Annotated in this window: 12 protein-coding genes; all 12 read left to right on the top strand. The window is 50.6% G+C overall.

The window, feature by feature from the left end:
• Positions 1–202: 202 nt before the first annotated feature.
• The 12 genes from HQ48_RS01305 (at position 203) to gcvT (ending at position 14,515) form a co-directional block, all read left to right on the top strand.
• Entirely contained in the window at positions 203–793 is a 591-nt protein-coding gene (locus tag HQ48_RS01305; protein ID WP_044188261.1) for an ATP synthase subunit E, read from the top strand.
• Between the two features lie 33 nt (positions 794–826).
• The gene (locus tag HQ48_RS01310; protein ID WP_044231332.1) at positions 827–1,741 is read left to right on the top strand and encodes a DUF2764 family protein; all 915 of its coding nucleotides are present in this window, start codon (positions 827–829) and stop codon (positions 1,739–1,741) included.
• A gap of 226 nt (positions 1,742–1,967) precedes the next feature.
• Positions 1,968–3,722, top strand: a complete 1,755-nt coding sequence (locus HQ48_RS01315; protein WP_044188256.1) for a V-type ATP synthase subunit A — start codon at positions 1,968–1,970, stop codon at positions 3,720–3,722.
• A gap of 9 nt (positions 3,723–3,731) precedes the next feature.
• Positions 3,732–5,060 carry a V-type ATP synthase subunit B gene (locus HQ48_RS01320; RefSeq protein WP_044231333.1) on the top strand — a complete coding sequence of 443 codons (1,329 nt, stop codon included), beginning with the start codon at positions 3,732–3,734 and terminating at the stop codon, positions 5,058–5,060.
• Between the two features lie 172 nt (positions 5,061–5,232).
• Positions 5,233–5,751: an HU family DNA-binding protein gene (locus HQ48_RS01325; protein ID WP_052408918.1), complete on the top strand. Its 519-nt coding sequence runs from the start codon at positions 5,233–5,235 to the stop codon at positions 5,749–5,751.
• Positions 5,752–6,051: 300 nt separating this feature from the next.
• On the top strand, positions 6,052–6,312 hold the full coding sequence (locus HQ48_RS01330; RefSeq protein WP_044231334.1) for a hypothetical protein: 261 nt from the start codon (positions 6,052–6,054) through the stop codon (positions 6,310–6,312).
• Between the two features lies 1 nt (position 6,313).
• Positions 6,314–6,931: a V-type ATP synthase subunit D gene (locus HQ48_RS01335; RefSeq protein WP_044188253.1), complete on the top strand. Its 618-nt coding sequence runs from the start codon at positions 6,314–6,316 to the stop codon at positions 6,929–6,931.
• Positions 6,928–8,727, top strand: a complete 1,800-nt coding sequence (locus tag HQ48_RS01340; RefSeq protein ID WP_044231335.1) for a V-type ATP synthase subunit I — start codon at positions 6,928–6,930, stop codon at positions 8,725–8,727. The genes HQ48_RS01335 and HQ48_RS01340 overlap by 4 nt, the downstream gene beginning before the upstream one ends.
• Before the next feature lie 43 nt (positions 8,728–8,770).
• Positions 8,771–9,232, top strand: a complete 462-nt coding sequence (locus HQ48_RS01345) for an ATPase (protein ID WP_044188249.1) — start codon at positions 8,771–8,773, stop codon at positions 9,230–9,232.
• Between the two features lie 210 nt (positions 9,233–9,442).
• Positions 9,443–10,720, top strand: coding sequence for a serine hydroxymethyltransferase (gene glyA, locus HQ48_RS01350; RefSeq protein WP_044231336.1), 1,278 nt, complete (start codon positions 9,443–9,445; stop codon positions 10,718–10,720).
• Between the two features lie 129 nt (positions 10,721–10,849).
• The gene (locus HQ48_RS01355; RefSeq protein ID WP_044231337.1) at positions 10,850–13,201 is read left to right on the top strand and encodes a family 20 glycosylhydrolase; all 2,352 of its coding nucleotides are present in this window, start codon (positions 10,850–10,852) and stop codon (positions 13,199–13,201) included.
• A gap of 222 nt (positions 13,202–13,423) precedes the next feature.
• The gene (gene gcvT, locus HQ48_RS01360; protein WP_044231338.1) at positions 13,424–14,515 is read left to right on the top strand and encodes a glycine cleavage system aminomethyltransferase GcvT; all 1,092 of its coding nucleotides are present in this window, start codon (positions 13,424–13,426) and stop codon (positions 14,513–14,515) included.
• Positions 14,516–14,613: the final 98 nt, after the last annotated feature.

A 14,613-nucleotide genomic window follows, 5' to 3' on the forward strand; every position in this document is an offset into this window, starting at 1 on the left:
ATCGAAGACCCAGAAAACGGCTAGGATACCTAACGCCAAGCCAAGTTTTAGGACTAACTTAGATCAACATTGTTGCGCTGGAAGGAGGAATGTGCACTTATTGTACCTCTATGGAGTTTATAAGGAAATTACTTACCTTTGCTATGCTCATTTTTTCAGATGGGGCGTATAGCATAGATAGACATTAACTAAATAGCATATTATGGACTCAAAAATTCAAGAACTGACCGCTAAGATCTATAACGAGGGTGTACAGAAAGGCAACGAAGAAGCCGCTAAAATACTCGCAGAGGCTAAGCAAAAGGCTCAAGAGATAGAGGCTCAGGCACGCCAGCAGGCCGAAGAAATCCTACGCAATACGGAGAAACGCACACAAGAGCTCCGCCAAAATACAGAAGGCGAACTCAAACTCTATGCAGGCCAAATGGTAGAGTCCGTAAAGTCTACCCTGCTAGACAAACTGAACGGTGAGATCGCCTCATCAAGCGTTCGTGCAGCCATGGCAGACCCAGCTTTCATGCAAAAGGTAATTCTTGAACTAGTCAAAGGCTTCGACTTAAACAAGGGAGTAGTGATCGAAACAGCACAAGCCGCCGAGCTAAAGGCTTATTTCGCCTCCACTGCCAAGGGTATCCTAGAGCAGGGATTAGAAATCAAGAGCGTTGCTGGCAAACCCACAGACTTCGTGCTAAAGCCTGCCGATGGTGCCTTCAAGATCCAGATTGGTGAGGCCGAGTTCGTCGAACTATTCAAAAACTTCCTGCGTCCTCAGTTAGCCGAGATGCTATTTTAAGTCGATATATAACCACCATAAATAGCATCGCTAATGGGTAAATACTACGCTTTGGTAGCAGGGCTGCCTGTGCTATCAGCAGACGGCCAGAAGCTACCCTACGAGCAAGAGGAGTTCTATCTAGAGCTACAAGACGTCCTAAGCTCCAAGGATAAGGAGCTACTAGAGTGGCTTCACCTAGAGGATGCCAATAGGGAGCTACTACGCTTGCACCAAGAGGAGCTACTGCTCGTCGAGCAGAAGCAGGACGAGGACACCGAGCAGATAGATACGCTGCTACCCCTCGAGGAACTACGTCATATCGCCCGTACTGCAGCCGCAGGCGGAAAAGCTAGCAGAAGCAAGCAGGTACCTAACTATATGCGCCAGTTTGTGCACGAACTCTACTACGAGCCTCAAGACGAGGACGAAGCCGAAAATCTAAAGAAAAGCCCTCTCTCTGCCGAGGATCGGCTTGCTCAGCTCTACTATGCTGAGGCGAGCAAGTCGAGCAACCAGTACCTAGCCGACTGGTTTAGGCTCAATCAAACAATTCGCAACGTCATGGCTGTCTACACGTGCCGCCGTCTTGGCTGGCCAATAGACCAATTTGTTGTGGGTAACAGCCATATCGAGGAGCAGCTACGCACTTCTCGAGCCAAAGACTTTGAGCTTGGGGAGGAAGTGCCTTATATGCCACAAATCATTCAGGCCGCCGAGGAGGAAGATATTACTCGCCGCGAGCGTATGATTGACATGCTCAAGTGGCGCTGGCTCGATGACGAAACGTTCGTCAAGGTTTTCGACATAGAGAACGTGCTCAGCTACTACATACGCCTCGGGATCATCGAGCGCTGGCTCAAGCTAGACGAGAAGCAGGGCGAAACTCGCTTCCGTAGTATCGTCATGGGACTCAAGGCCGAGAGTAATGCTTCGCTCGACGAGTTTCGCCGTAGCACCAAGAAGTAAGCAGCAAGTACCTAGATAGCTCGATCGGTTATGAGCTATGACCTAATCGTTTTCTAGTCCCCAAATTCCCGCCCCATCGCAATATAGGACTACGAAGTCGGTCGATCGCCGTACGGAGCTACCTCCAACAATGCGTTGTCTGTTGCTCAGAAGTATCAAGGGGCGCAGATAGGTTTCGATCTAGGCTCAAAAGGTTTTTTCACAGGAAATAAATAACATTATATATATGGCAACAAAAGGTATTGTTAAGGGGATTGTCTCCAACCTCGTCACCATCGAGGTAGATGGCCCCGTGGCACAAAACGAAATTTGCTACATCACCGTCGCAGGTACACCTCTGATGAGTGAGGTGATTAAGGTAATCGGGAAGAACGCCTACGCACAGGTCTTCGAGAGTACCCGTGGCATGCGTATCGGCGACCCCGTTACTTTTGAGGGGCACATGCTCGAGGTAACCCTCGGGCCCGGTATGCTCGCCAAGAACTATGACGGCTTGCAGAACGACCTCGACAAGATGGACGGTGTCTTCCTGCAGCGAGGCTCATACACTTATCCGCTAGACGAAGGCAAGAAGTGGGCGTTCAAACCCATTGCTAGCGTAGGCGACCGAGTACAAGCGGGTAGCTGGCTCGGTGAGGTTGATGAGAACTATCAGCCACACAAGATCATGGTACCATTCGTACTCGAAGGTAACTACACGATCAAGGCACTCAAGGGCGAAGGCGACTACACCGTGAAGGAAGTGATCGCCACCCTGACGGACGAGGACGGCAAGGATATTGATGTAACCATGGAGCAGAAGTGGCCCGTGAAGAAGGCTATACAGTGCTACCGTGAGAAGCCACGCCCCTTCAAGCTCCTAGAGACTGGCGTACGTGTGATCGATACTCTTAACCCAATCGTAGAGGGAGGCACCGGCTTCATACCCGGTCCCTTCGGTACAGGTAAGACGGTACTCCAGCACGCTATCAGTAAGCAGGCCGAGGCGGATATCGTGATTATCGCAGCCTGTGGGGAGCGTGCCAATGAGGTGGTAGAGATCTTCAAGGAGTTCCCAGAGCTACTCGACCCACATACAGGTCGCCACCTGATGGAGCGTACGATCATCATCGCCAATACCTCCAACATGCCCGTAGCCGCTCGCGAAGCCTCAGTTTATACCGCTATGACGATCGCCGAGTACTACCGCTCGATGGGGCTCAAGGTGCTCCTGATGGCAGACTCTACTAGCCGCTGGGCGCAGGCACTGCGTGAGATGAGTAACCGTCTAGAAGAGCTACCGGGGCCTGATGCCTTCCCGATGGACCTATCGGCCATTGTGGCTAACTTCTATGCTCGTGCTGGTTTCGTGTACCTAAACAATGGCAAGACTGGCTCAGTAACTTTCATCGGTACTGTGTCGCCAGCAGGGGGTAACCTCAAAGAACCCGTAACCGAGAATACCAAGAAAGTAGCACGTTGCTTCTACGCCCTAGAGCAGGAGCGTGCCGACCGCAAGCGTTACCCTGCGGTGAACCCCATTGATAGTTATTCCAAATACCTAGAGTACCCCGAGTTTAAGGAGTACGTAGCCGAGCGTGTAGGTGCTGGCTGGGTAGAGAAAGTAGGTGAGATGAAGCAACGCCTACAGCAGGGTAAAGAAATCGCCGAGCAGATCAACATTCTAGGGGACGACGGTGTGCCCTTGGAGTACCACATTACGTTCTGGAAGGCGGAGCTCATCGACTTTGTGATCCTACAGCAAGACGCTTTCGATAGTATCGACTGCAATTGCCCAATAGAGCGCCAAGAGTATATGGTGGCTCACGTAATCAAGGTATGTAATACAGAGTTTGAATTTGAGTCCTTCGCAGAGGTAGCTGGCTACTTCAAGGAGATGATCAATACCTTCAAGCAGATGAACTATGCCGAGTATCAGAGTGATGACTTCTACAAAGCAGAGCAACAGATGCTCGAAATCGTGAACCAACGTGCTAAATAGAATAAGGATATGACAGCAACAGCTTTTCAGAAGATATACACTAAAATTAGTAATATCACCAAGGCCACTTGTATGCTCCACGCTAGCGGTGTGGGCAACGAGGAGCTTGCAACCATAGACGGCCGTCTGGCTCAGGTAGTACGTATCATGGGTGATGAAGTAACCCTACAAGTCTTTGGTGGTACGGAGGGTATCGCAACCAATGCCGAGGTCGTATTCCTAGGCAAGGCTCCCTCGCTCAAGGTAGGCGATCAGCTCGTAGGGCGCTTCTTCAATGCCTACGGAGAGCCTATTGACGGCGGCCCCGAAGTATCGGGCAAAGAAATCGAGATTGGTGGCCCATCGGTAAACCCCGTGCGCCGTGAGCAACCCTCCGAGCTTATCGCCACAGGTATAGCAGGTATCGACCTAAACAATACCCTAGTGACGGGGCAGAAGATCCCATTCTTCGCAGACCCAGACCAACCTTTCAACGAGGTAATGGCTATGGTGGCCCTCAGAGCCAAGAGCGACAAGATTATCCTTGGGGGCATGGGTATGACCAACGATGACTTCCTGTTCTTCAAGAATACATTCAGCAACGCAGGTGCGCTTGACCGCATCATCAGCTTCATCAACACCACCGAAGACCCATCGGTAGAGCGTCTACTTATTCCCGATATGGCACTGGCTGCTGCCGAATACTTCTCGGTAGAGAAAAAGGAGAAGGTACTAGTTCTGCTCACCGATATGACCAACTATGCCGACGCCTTGGCTATCGTATCCAATCGTATGGACCAGATTCCCTCCAAGGACGCTATGCCCGGCTCGCTCTACTCCGACCTTGCCAAGATTTACGAGAAGGCAGTACAGTTCCCCGACGGTGGTTCGATCACGATCATTGCCGTAACGACCCTCTCTGGTGGCGACATCACGCACGCTGTACCCGACAACACGGGGTATATCACCGAGGGACAGCTCTATCTGCGTAGGGACACCAACGTAGGCAAGGTGATCGTAGACCCATTCCGTTCGCTCTCTCGCCTCAAGCAGCTCGTTATCGGCAAGAAGACCCGAGAAGACCACCCACAGGTGATGAATGCTGCCGTACGCCTATTCTCTGATGCCGCAGGCGCACAGACGAAGATGGAGAACGGCTTCGACCTGACCGACTACGACGAACGTGCGCTTAGCTTCGCCGACGACTACTCTCGTGAGCTACTAGCTATCGACGTAAATGTAGACACCGAAGAGATGCTCAATACTGCTTGGCGACTCTTTGGCAAGTACTTCAAGCCCTCGGAGGTTAATATCAAGCAGCAACTCGTAGATACTTATTGGACTAAGCAAGAGGCTTAAACAAATAACCTAACGCCCTCCGCTTGCACCCATTATAGAGTGCTGAAGCACGGTATATAGGGTGCAGACGCAACCACCATAGGGTGCAAATGCACGCTATATAGGACGCAAAGAGGAGGTATTAGGCTAGCGAAATAAGAAGCAGGTATAATAAAATAATCAGTTACTGAATATGGCTATCAAATACAGAGTACTTACTAGAGAAGTACTACTAGGCAAGGATAAGGGCAAGAAAATGCAATTTGCCCAGTCGATTACGTCGAAGAAAATCACGTTCAAGCGTTTCTGCGAGGAGATTGCAGACGGAAGCACCGTGGGCAGCGCAGACGTCAAAGCGGTGCTGGACCGCATGGTTACAGTGCTGCGCCGACACATGCAGGACGGCGAGAGCGTGGACTGCGGTGAGCTAGGCACGTTTAGCCCTACATTCGGCTCGTCGGGCGTTCCCGTTGGCGAGGACTTCTCTGCCAAGGCAAGCATCCGTGATCCCAAAATTTCCTTCCGCCCCAAGCCCGCCTTCAAGGCACTTACGGACGTGAAGTTTGAGCGCATCAGCGCCGAGGAGGAGGCAGCTCGCAACGCAGCTACTGCCAAGAAGAAAGGCATCAAGCCCGGTGCGCCAAATACAGGTGCCGATTCGGGCGGTGGCAGCACCCCCGGCGGAGGTAGCCTACCAGATGCAGGGCTGTAGCCACTAGAGGCGATTAGTCAGCAAATACGATAGTTGTATTAGCGCTATGAAACTGCAAAGTATTAGAAACCGCATTAAGTATTTTCTGGCGACTCCAAGTGGCAGGGTGACTGCCTACATCGCTGGAGTAGTACTTGTTATTGTAGCAGGACTATCTCTTCTGCAGACATTCCATGTGCTTGAGAAGGGAACCATTCCCCTTCATTCACAATGCGAGTATTCATCGTCGTTGTCTGCTACCGTATTGTCAGGAGCTATATCCGTATCAGTAAAAAGGACAACGAAAGTAAGCATTAGGTTATGGCAGAGAATAAATTGGGAGGTGCTTTAGTGCGCTTCTTCGCCAGTCAGTTATGGCGAGTAGTTACCTATATCTCATTAGCTATCTATGTGCCAACGGTAGTGATTAGCTTCCTTGAGTTTATCGGAGTGGTTGATGGCGCACTGAGTAGGCTTCCGCAGGGCATGCTATTCTTCATTATACTGTTCCTGCCTGCTCCACGCATGTTGTACACTGACGCTCGCAAGAAACAACAAATAAGTTCGCAAGAACACAGATAAAATGGCTATTAAGTTTCAGTATAACAAGACTTCGCTCCAACAACAGGAGAAAAACCTGAAGATGCGCGTGCGCACCCTGCCTACGATCAAGAGTAAGGAGAGTGCTCTGCGCCAGCAGGTGAAGCAAACCAAGCGGGAGGTCGAGGCATTGGAACTAAAGCTCGAAGAAGATATTCGGGGCTATCAGAGCATGATGAGCTTGTGGGATGAGTTCAATCCCGAGCTTATTCGTGTGGATCGTGTAGACCTATCCGTGCGCAAAGTCGCAGGTGTGGTACTACCCGTACTAGACGACATCCACTATGAGATCAAGCCCTTCAGCATTTTTAATGCACCCTCATGGTACGCTCAGGGTATTGACTTGCTCAAGACTCTAGCCACTACGGGCATTCAAGCCGAGTTCCTCCGCCTAAAGATGGAGTTCCTCGAGCACGCCCGTAAGAAAACCACTCAGAAGGTTAATCTATTCGAGAAGGTTCAGATACCCGGCTATCAGGACGCTATACGTAAAATCAAACGCTTCCTAGAGGACGAAGAGAGTCTGTCGAAAAGTTCGCAGAAGATCATGCGTGCCAATCTGGAGAAGCGTGCGCAAAAAGAAGAGGAGGAAGCCGTATGATACAACGCATGAGCAAATACTCCTTCGTCATCTACCATAGGGAGTACGAGGAGTTCCTGCTGGCATTACGGGACTTGGGCGTGGTGCATATCACCGAGCGCAACAACCCCAAGGAGGTCGATCACCTCAAAGCGATGCTCGATCGGCGAGCCAACTTGGTGGCTCTGCGGCGTACCCTAGCGGACTATCTGCCAGAGGATATGCCAGAGCCTAAGCCTCTGCCTACTATAAGTGAAGAGGCAGGTGAGGCAGCTGTACAACAGCTCGAGCATGATCTAGCACAGCGCAGCAAAACGCTCTCGAGCATACAGCTCAAGCGTCAGGAGATCGCCGAGCAGGAGATTTGGGGCGACTTCGACCCTGCACAGATCGAGCGTCTAGGCGAGGCGGGCTACCGTCTGGCATTCTACACGATGCCTGCGACCGCTTTCACCGAGGATTATCAAGCAGAGTACGATGCCATCGCCATAGCTCGCAATGGGGCTAGCCAATACTTCGTACGTCTAGAGCAGGCTGGCACTTCCCCCGCACCCGATGCCGAGGCGATCAAGCCGCCAACCCATAGCCTTACAGATCTGCACAACGACCTTGCTATGCTAGAGCAGCGTCTAGAAGCCGAGAGTGAGGCTCTGCGTGCGACAGCTCTAGATAGGCTCATCGAGCTCAAGGCCTACGATAAACTCATAGATGACGACTATATGCTCGGCGCAGCACGCCTGCAAGCCGTAGGCCAAGCCGATGACAAGCTGATGCTCCTTGAGGGCTGGGTGCCAGCCGAGGGTGCCGAAGCGATGGAGCAGGCTCTTGCCCAGACGGGCTACTACTACCAGCAGGTAGAGATAGTCGATGAGGACAAGATCCCTATTCTTCTGAAGAATAACTTCTTCGCTCGCCTTTTTGAGCCGATTACTTCGATGTTTTCGCTACCGAATTACAGCGAAATCGACCAGACAGCACTCTTCGCTCCATTCTTCCTGCTCTTCTTTGGGCTTTGCTTCGGCGACGGAGGGTACGGACTACTGGTATTTGTCCTTGCGACGATCTACCGCATCAAGACCAAAGACGGCAAAGATATGGCTCGCCTCTTGCAGTGGCTAGGCGGTGGTGCCTGTGTCATAGGCCTCTTGATGGGGACGTTCTTCGGTGTGACGCTAGGGTATGCCAAGGCGGAGGATTACTTCCTCAATCAAGACAATTTGATGAAGCTATCGGTCGTGCTGGGGCTTATTCAGATTTTCTTTGCCAAGGCGGTGGCGGCTTATAAGATCAAGGTGCAGCGTGGCGTCAAGTACTCGCTTGCTCCCTTCGCTTGGATTGCGATGCTTTTGGGGTTGGGTGCTATGATTCTGCTACCTCGTTTGGAGCTAGAGCTACCTGCTTTCGTACCTTATATTATATATGGTATCGTCGGCGTGTCTGCCCTTGTGGCATTCTTCTACAATATGCCGGGCAAGAACCCATTCCTCAACTTCGGTTCGGCACTATGGACGGCCTACAATATGGCATCGGGCTTGCTGGGAGATACCCTCTCCTACATTCGTCTTTTTGCCATCGGTCTGACAGGGGGTATCCTTGGCGGCGTATTCAACCAGCTTGCCGTAGAGCAGACCGAGGGTTTGCCTTGGCTGGTGCGTGTGCCCATGATGCTCCTAATCCTTCTGGTTGGCCACGGGCTAAATATCAGCTTGGCGATGATTAGTTCGTTCGTTCATCCGCTTCGTCTTACCTTTGTGGAGTTCTATAAGAATAGCGAGTTTGAGGGTGGCGGTAAGGCCTATCAACCTCTCAAGAAATAATTAAAAACAAAATCAAATAAACAACCTAAAAAGTTTTATCAGTATGAATGAAATGTTGGCGTACTTAGGCGTGGCTCTCATGGTCGGCCTAACTGGCATCGGTAGCTGTATCGGTGTGACGATTTGCGGTAACGCAGTAGTGGGATCTCTCAAGAAGAATCCCGATGCCCTAGGGCAATACATCGGTCTGACGGCTCTCCCCAGCTCTCAGGGGCTGTATGGATTCGTAGGCTTCTTCCTTGCCAAGCTAGCGATTGACAATATGATCGGCGCAGGTGGCGTAACGCCCTTTGCCGCTTGGGCAATCCTAGGTGTAGGTCTGGCTCTCGGTGTGGTAGGTCTATTCTCTGCGATCCGTCAGGCTCAGGTTTGTGCCAATGGTATTCAGGCTATCGGTAATGGTAATAACGTATTCGGTAGCACTATGGTGGTAGCCGTATTCCCAGAGCTGTATGCGATCCTAGCTCTGCTGGTAGTGATCCTAACGATGCTCCCAATGATCTAATCCAACTTCGTAAGTCCATCAAGGCTGCACCACGACAACTCCTCGAGAGCTCGTGGTGCAGCTTTTATTTTATATCCACAAATAAGGCAAAACAAAAGAAAAATAAAGGTCTAGGGAGCTATTCATCAAAAGGTATTTAGTATCTTTGCGCTACATGTGTGCGCATTTTAATTAAATAGTTCTCAATACTAACAATAAACAGAAACAACAATGAAGGATTCTGTCATCTCTAACCTCATTCAAGAGGAGTATCAAAGGCAACTAAAGGGCATTGAGCTGATTGCCTCCGAGAATTTCGTAAGCGAAGACGTGATGCAGGCTATGGGTAGCTGTATGACCAATAAGTATGCCGAGGGGTATCCCGGTCGTCGCTACTATGGAGGCTGCGAGGTCGTAGACAAAAGCGAACAGATTGCAATCGATCGCCTCAAGGAACTATTCGGAGCTGAATGGGCCAACGTGCAACCTCACTCTGGAGCGCAGGCCAATATGGCTGTCTTGCTCGCTTGCCTAGAGCCCGGCGACACATTTATGGGACTAAATCTAGCACATGGCGGACACCTCTCGCACGGCTCACTGGTCAATAGCTCAGGGATACTCTACAAGCCAGTTGAGTACAACGTGGGCGAAGAGGACGGACGTGTAGACTACGATCAGATGGAAGCACGTGCCCTAGAGCATAAGCCTAAGCTCATCATCGGTGGAGGCTCGGCCTACACCCGTGAGTGGGACTACAAGCGTATGCGAGAGATTGCAGACAAGGTGGGAGCTATCTTCTTGGTAGATATGGCTCACCCAGCAGGGCTAATAGCTGCTGGCCTGCTCGATAACCCAATTAAGTATGCTCACATCGTTACCTCTACGACACACAAGACCCTGCGTGGCCCTCGTGGTGGGATTATCCTCATGGGTAAAGACTTCGACAATCCTTGGGGCAAGACTACACCCAAGGGCGAAATCAAAAAGATGTCTGCCCTACTCGACTCTGCCGTATTCCCCGGCGTACAGGGCGGCCCACTAGAGCATGTGATCGCTGCCAAGGCTGTTGCCTTCGGGGAGGCACTCAAACCAGAGTTTAAGCAGTATCAAGCACAGGTGCAGAAGAATGCTGCGGCTATGGCAGAAGCCTTCGTTAAGCGTGGATACAAGCTCATCTCTGGAGGGACAGATAACCATTGCTTGCTGATCGACCTACGTGCCAAATTCCCAGAGCTAACAGGTAAGGTGGCAGAGAAGGCTCTCGTAGAGGCAGATATTACTGTGAATAAAAATATGGTTCCTTTCGATAGCCGATCAGCTTTCCAAACGTCGGGTATCCGCATCGGAACTCCTGCGATCACGACACGTGGCGTCAAGGAGGATATGATGGAGATCATTGTAGATAAGATAGATCGTGTACTCTCGGCTCCAGAAGATCAGGCTGTGATCGCAGCCGTCCGTAAGGAGGTCAATGAGATGATGACTAAGTATCCAATCTTCGCTTGGTAAGCCTCGACATATTCGCAAATAGCAAAGCAGTCAAGAAGAAGGAGGCTCGTTGCTTCGATTAGCTTAATGGTCGGAGCAAGGAGCTTCCTCCTTGTGCTTAAAATCAAACATCAATCAATATAAATCCGTATGAAAAAAACTTTGCTTAGCGTAGCCATGGCAGTAACTGGTCTGCTCGTGGGCTGTACCCCACAGGTAGAGAAGACAACGCCCGAGTACGACAAGGGAATTAACATCATTCCTACTCCAAAAGAACTCGTAGAGGCCACAGGTCACTACGAACTAACCGAGAAGAGTAAGTTTATGGTCGAGGGCGACGAGGCCAAGACAATAGCCGAGTTCTTCGCTGACAAGATCAAGAAGTCTACAGGCTATACCCTTGCCGTTGAGCAGGGGAGCAAGTCTTCTGGTGCGATTAGCCTACGCATTGACCCCAGCCTTGGGCTCAAGGACGAAGGCTATACGCTCAAAAGCTCAGCCGAGGGCGTAGAAATCGTAGGTCAGACCGCCCATGGCCTATTCTATGGTATGCAAACATTCTTGCAGCTACTGCCTGCCGAGATTGAGAGCCCAAAGGTGGTAAACAACGTACATTGGTACGCCTCTGCCGTAGACATCAAGGACGAACCCGAGTTTGGTTACCGTGGTATGCTCATAGATGTGTGCCGTCACTTCCTCACGGTGGACGAAATGAAGCGCCATATCGATGTGCTATCTATGTTCAAAATCAACCGTCTGCACTGGCACCTCACAGAAGACCAAGGCTGGCGTATCGAGATCAAGAAGTATCCTCGCCTAACTGAGGTAGGTAGCAAGCGTATCGAGGGCGATGGCACCGAGTACGGAGGCTTCTACACTCAGGAGGAAGTGAAAGAAATCGTAAGCTATGCACAGGAGCGCTTCGTGACAATTATCCCAGAGATCGAGCTACCGGGCCATGCTATGGGCGCTATTACAGCTTACCCAGAGCTAGCTTGTAACCCCAAAACACAGAAGGGTAATGACTACTCCGTACGCAACATCTGGGGGGTAGAGGTTGATGTGTACTGTGCTGGTAAGGAGAGCGTATTCGATTTCCTTGCAGACGTCATTGACGAAGTAGCTCCACTATTCCCCAGCGAATACTTCCACATCGGAGGTGACGAATGCCCCAAAGATCGCTGGAAGGTTTGTCCAAACTGCCAGAAGCGTATCAAGGAAGAGGGGCTCAAGGACGAGCACGAGCTACAGAGCTACGTGATCCGCAGAGCTCAAAAGATGCTAGAGAAGCATGGTAAGCGTCTTATCGGTTGGGACGAAATCCTAGAAGGAGGCCTTGCTCCCTCGGCAACCGTGATGAGCTGGCGTGGAGAAGAGGGCGGTATCACTAGTGCCAATATGGGGCACGACGTAATTATGACCCCCGGCAGTGGAGGTCTATACATCGACCACTATCAGGGTGATCCTAAAATTGAGCCCGTGGCAATCTGCTGCTATGCGCCACTTCAACAGGTCTATAACTATCACCCAATCCCAGAGGCCATTGCTCCAGACAAGCGTCACCACATACTAGGGGCACAGGTAAACGTATGGGCAGAGTATCTATACGACAATGCAATCCGTGAATACCGCTCATATCCTCGCACCCTAGCTCTAGCAGAGGCTGTTTGGTCGCCCAACGATCGTAAGAATTATGAAGACTTCTCTCGTCGCCTTAACAATGCTTATGTACGTCTAGACCAATATGGCGTAAACTACCATATTCCACAGCCAGAGCAGCCTAATGGCTCTTGCAACTTCGTCGCATTCGTAGACTCCACTAAGCTAGAGCTTACCACGACAAGACCTATTAAGATTGTCTATACGCTAGACGGAAGCGAGCCTACTGCTAGCTCTACCGAGTACACTGCTCCTATCCTTGTAACAGAGAATAAGGTCATCAAGGTAGCCTCTGCTCTCCCAAGCGGTAAGCTAAGCCCAATCCGAGCTATTACTTTCGAGAAGCAGGCACTTAGCCCAGCCGTTGAGCTTACGGGCGTTAAGGATGGTCTTCGCACCAAAACTTCTGTTGGCGACTACATGCAGGCCTCAGACTTTGCTTCGGCTACCAACTGGACCGAGGGTACTATTGAGAAGATCTCCCAGATTATCCCAGACCGTCTAGTGAATAACTTCGACGAGTTCGCACGTAAGGCTGTGGTAGCCGAGGGCTACATCGAGGTACCAGAAGATGGTGTGTACTTCTTCTCAACCAACAATGACGAATTCTGGATCGAAGGAGAGAAGCTCATCGACAATGCTGGAGAGGTTAAGAAATTTAGCCGTAAGGATAAGAGCCGTGCCCTCAAGGCTGGCTTCCACCCCGTGAAGGTAGTCTTCGTCGGCGCTATCCACGGCGGATTCCCAAGCTACTGGGACGATGGTCGCGTGACGATGCGCCTCTCTACCAGCAAGGAGTTTAAGGATATTCGCTTTGTAATGGGTCAGCCAGTGAACAACTAAACCACCCAACTCGCCCTAGGCGAAACTTATAGAGATCGGTGCCATATCCATAAGGGTGTGGCACCGATTATTTTATTCTAGAGCTTGCTGCCAATGGCACTCTCCCCCCTTCGCTCTAGAAGTATAAATGTTGCAAACTGATTTGCTACGGATTTGAGATAATCTCATTACCTTTATCCACGTATTACTAAAATAAAGTCAAACGATTAGATGTAATTCATCATGAAGCAAACTCCATTCACCGCTATTCATCAAAGCCTAGGAGCTAAGATGCACGAATTCGCTGGCTATAATATGCCTATTGAATACACCACGGGCATCATTGACGAGCACATGACCGTAGTCAATGGTGTGGGTGTCTTTGATGTGTCGCACATGGGCGAGTTCTGGGTCAAAGGTCCTAAGGCTCTTCAGTTCCTACAAGACATCACGAGCAACGATGTTTCTAAACTCAAAGTAGGCGATATCCAATACACTTGCTTCCCCAACGATCGAGGCGGTATCATAGACGATATGCTCGTCTACCGCTACGAAGATGAGAAATATATGCTTGTAGTCAATGCAGCTAATATGGACAAAGACTGGGCGTGGTGCGTTGCACATAATCAAGTAGGAGCAGAGCTAGAGAATAGCAGTGACAACATCGGTCAGCTCTCCATACAAGGGCCTCTAGCTACGAAAGTGCTACAGAAGCTCACGGATATAGACCTAAGCCAAATCCCCTACTACACGTTTAAGGTAGGGAAGTTCGCAGGCTGCGACAATGTGATCCTATCCAACACTGGCTATACAGGTGCTGGAGGCTTCGAGATTTACTTCTACCCCCAAGATGGTGAGAAGATCTGGCACGCAATCTTCGAGGCTGGTGCCGAGGAAGGCATCAAGCCTATTGGTCTAGGCGCTAGAGATACGCTACGTCTAGAGATGGGATTCTGCCTCTACGGCAACGATATTACAGACGAGACCTCTCCACTAGAGGCTGGTCTAGGCTGGATTACCAAGTTTGCCGAAGGGAAAAACTTCCCCTCTCGTGCTATGCTTGAGCAGCAAAAAGCCGAGGGAGTAGCTCACAAACTCATTGCCTTTAAGCTAAAAGACAAAGGGGTACCCCGCAGTCACTACGAGATCGCAGACGAAGCAGGCAACATCATCGGAGAAGTTACCTCTGGCACGATGTCACCAAGTCTGAAGATCGGTATCGGTATGGGCTACGTCAAGAAAGAGCATAGCACAGTAGGCACCAAGATCTACATCGTAGTACGTGGACGCAAGCTAGAGGCAGAGATCGTTAAGCCTCCTATGCGTATCCAATAGCCTAGCGATCACAAGCACAAGGCATAGTCTGGCATACTGCCTACTTGTCTTGGAGGAGCATATCGTGAGCCATTTATAGATGGCTCATGGTATGCTCC

The organism is Porphyromonas sp. COT-290 OH3588 (genome assembly GCF_000769075.1).
Taxonomy (GTDB): Bacteria; Bacteroidota; Bacteroidia; order Bacteroidales; family Porphyromonadaceae; genus Porphyromonas.

What these genes read in the sequence shown, in the direction of transcription:
- HQ48_RS01305 (WP_044188261.1), top strand. Translation starts at nt 203, where the DNA reads ATGGACTCAAAAATTCAAGAACTGACCGCTAAGATCTATAACGAGGGT.
- HQ48_RS01310 (WP_044231332.1), top strand. Translation starts at nt 827, where the DNA reads ATGGGTAAATACTACGCTTTGGTAGCAGGGCTGCCTGTGCTATCAGCA.
- HQ48_RS01315 (WP_044188256.1), top strand. Translation starts at nt 1,968, where the DNA reads ATGGCAACAAAAGGTATTGTTAAGGGGATTGTCTCCAACCTCGTCACC.
- HQ48_RS01320 (WP_044231333.1), top strand. Translation starts at nt 3,732, where the DNA reads ATGACAGCAACAGCTTTTCAGAAGATATACACTAAAATTAGTAATATC.
- HQ48_RS01325 (WP_052408918.1), top strand. Translation starts at nt 5,233, where the DNA reads ATGGCTATCAAATACAGAGTACTTACTAGAGAAGTACTACTAGGCAAG.
- HQ48_RS01330 (WP_044231334.1), top strand. Translation starts at nt 6,052, where the DNA reads ATGGCAGAGAATAAATTGGGAGGTGCTTTAGTGCGCTTCTTCGCCAGT.
- HQ48_RS01335 (WP_044188253.1), top strand. Translation starts at nt 6,314, where the DNA reads ATGGCTATTAAGTTTCAGTATAACAAGACTTCGCTCCAACAACAGGAG.
- HQ48_RS01340 (WP_044231335.1), top strand. Translation starts at nt 6,928, where the DNA reads ATGATACAACGCATGAGCAAATACTCCTTCGTCATCTACCATAGGGAG.
- HQ48_RS01345 (WP_044188249.1), top strand. Translation starts at nt 8,771, where the DNA reads ATGAATGAAATGTTGGCGTACTTAGGCGTGGCTCTCATGGTCGGCCTA.
- glyA (WP_044231336.1), top strand. Translation starts at nt 9,443, where the DNA reads ATGAAGGATTCTGTCATCTCTAACCTCATTCAAGAGGAGTATCAAAGG.
- HQ48_RS01355 (WP_044231337.1), top strand. Translation starts at nt 10,850, where the DNA reads ATGAAAAAAACTTTGCTTAGCGTAGCCATGGCAGTAACTGGTCTGCTC.
- gcvT (WP_044231338.1), top strand. Translation starts at nt 13,424, where the DNA reads ATGAAGCAAACTCCATTCACCGCTATTCATCAAAGCCTAGGAGCTAAG.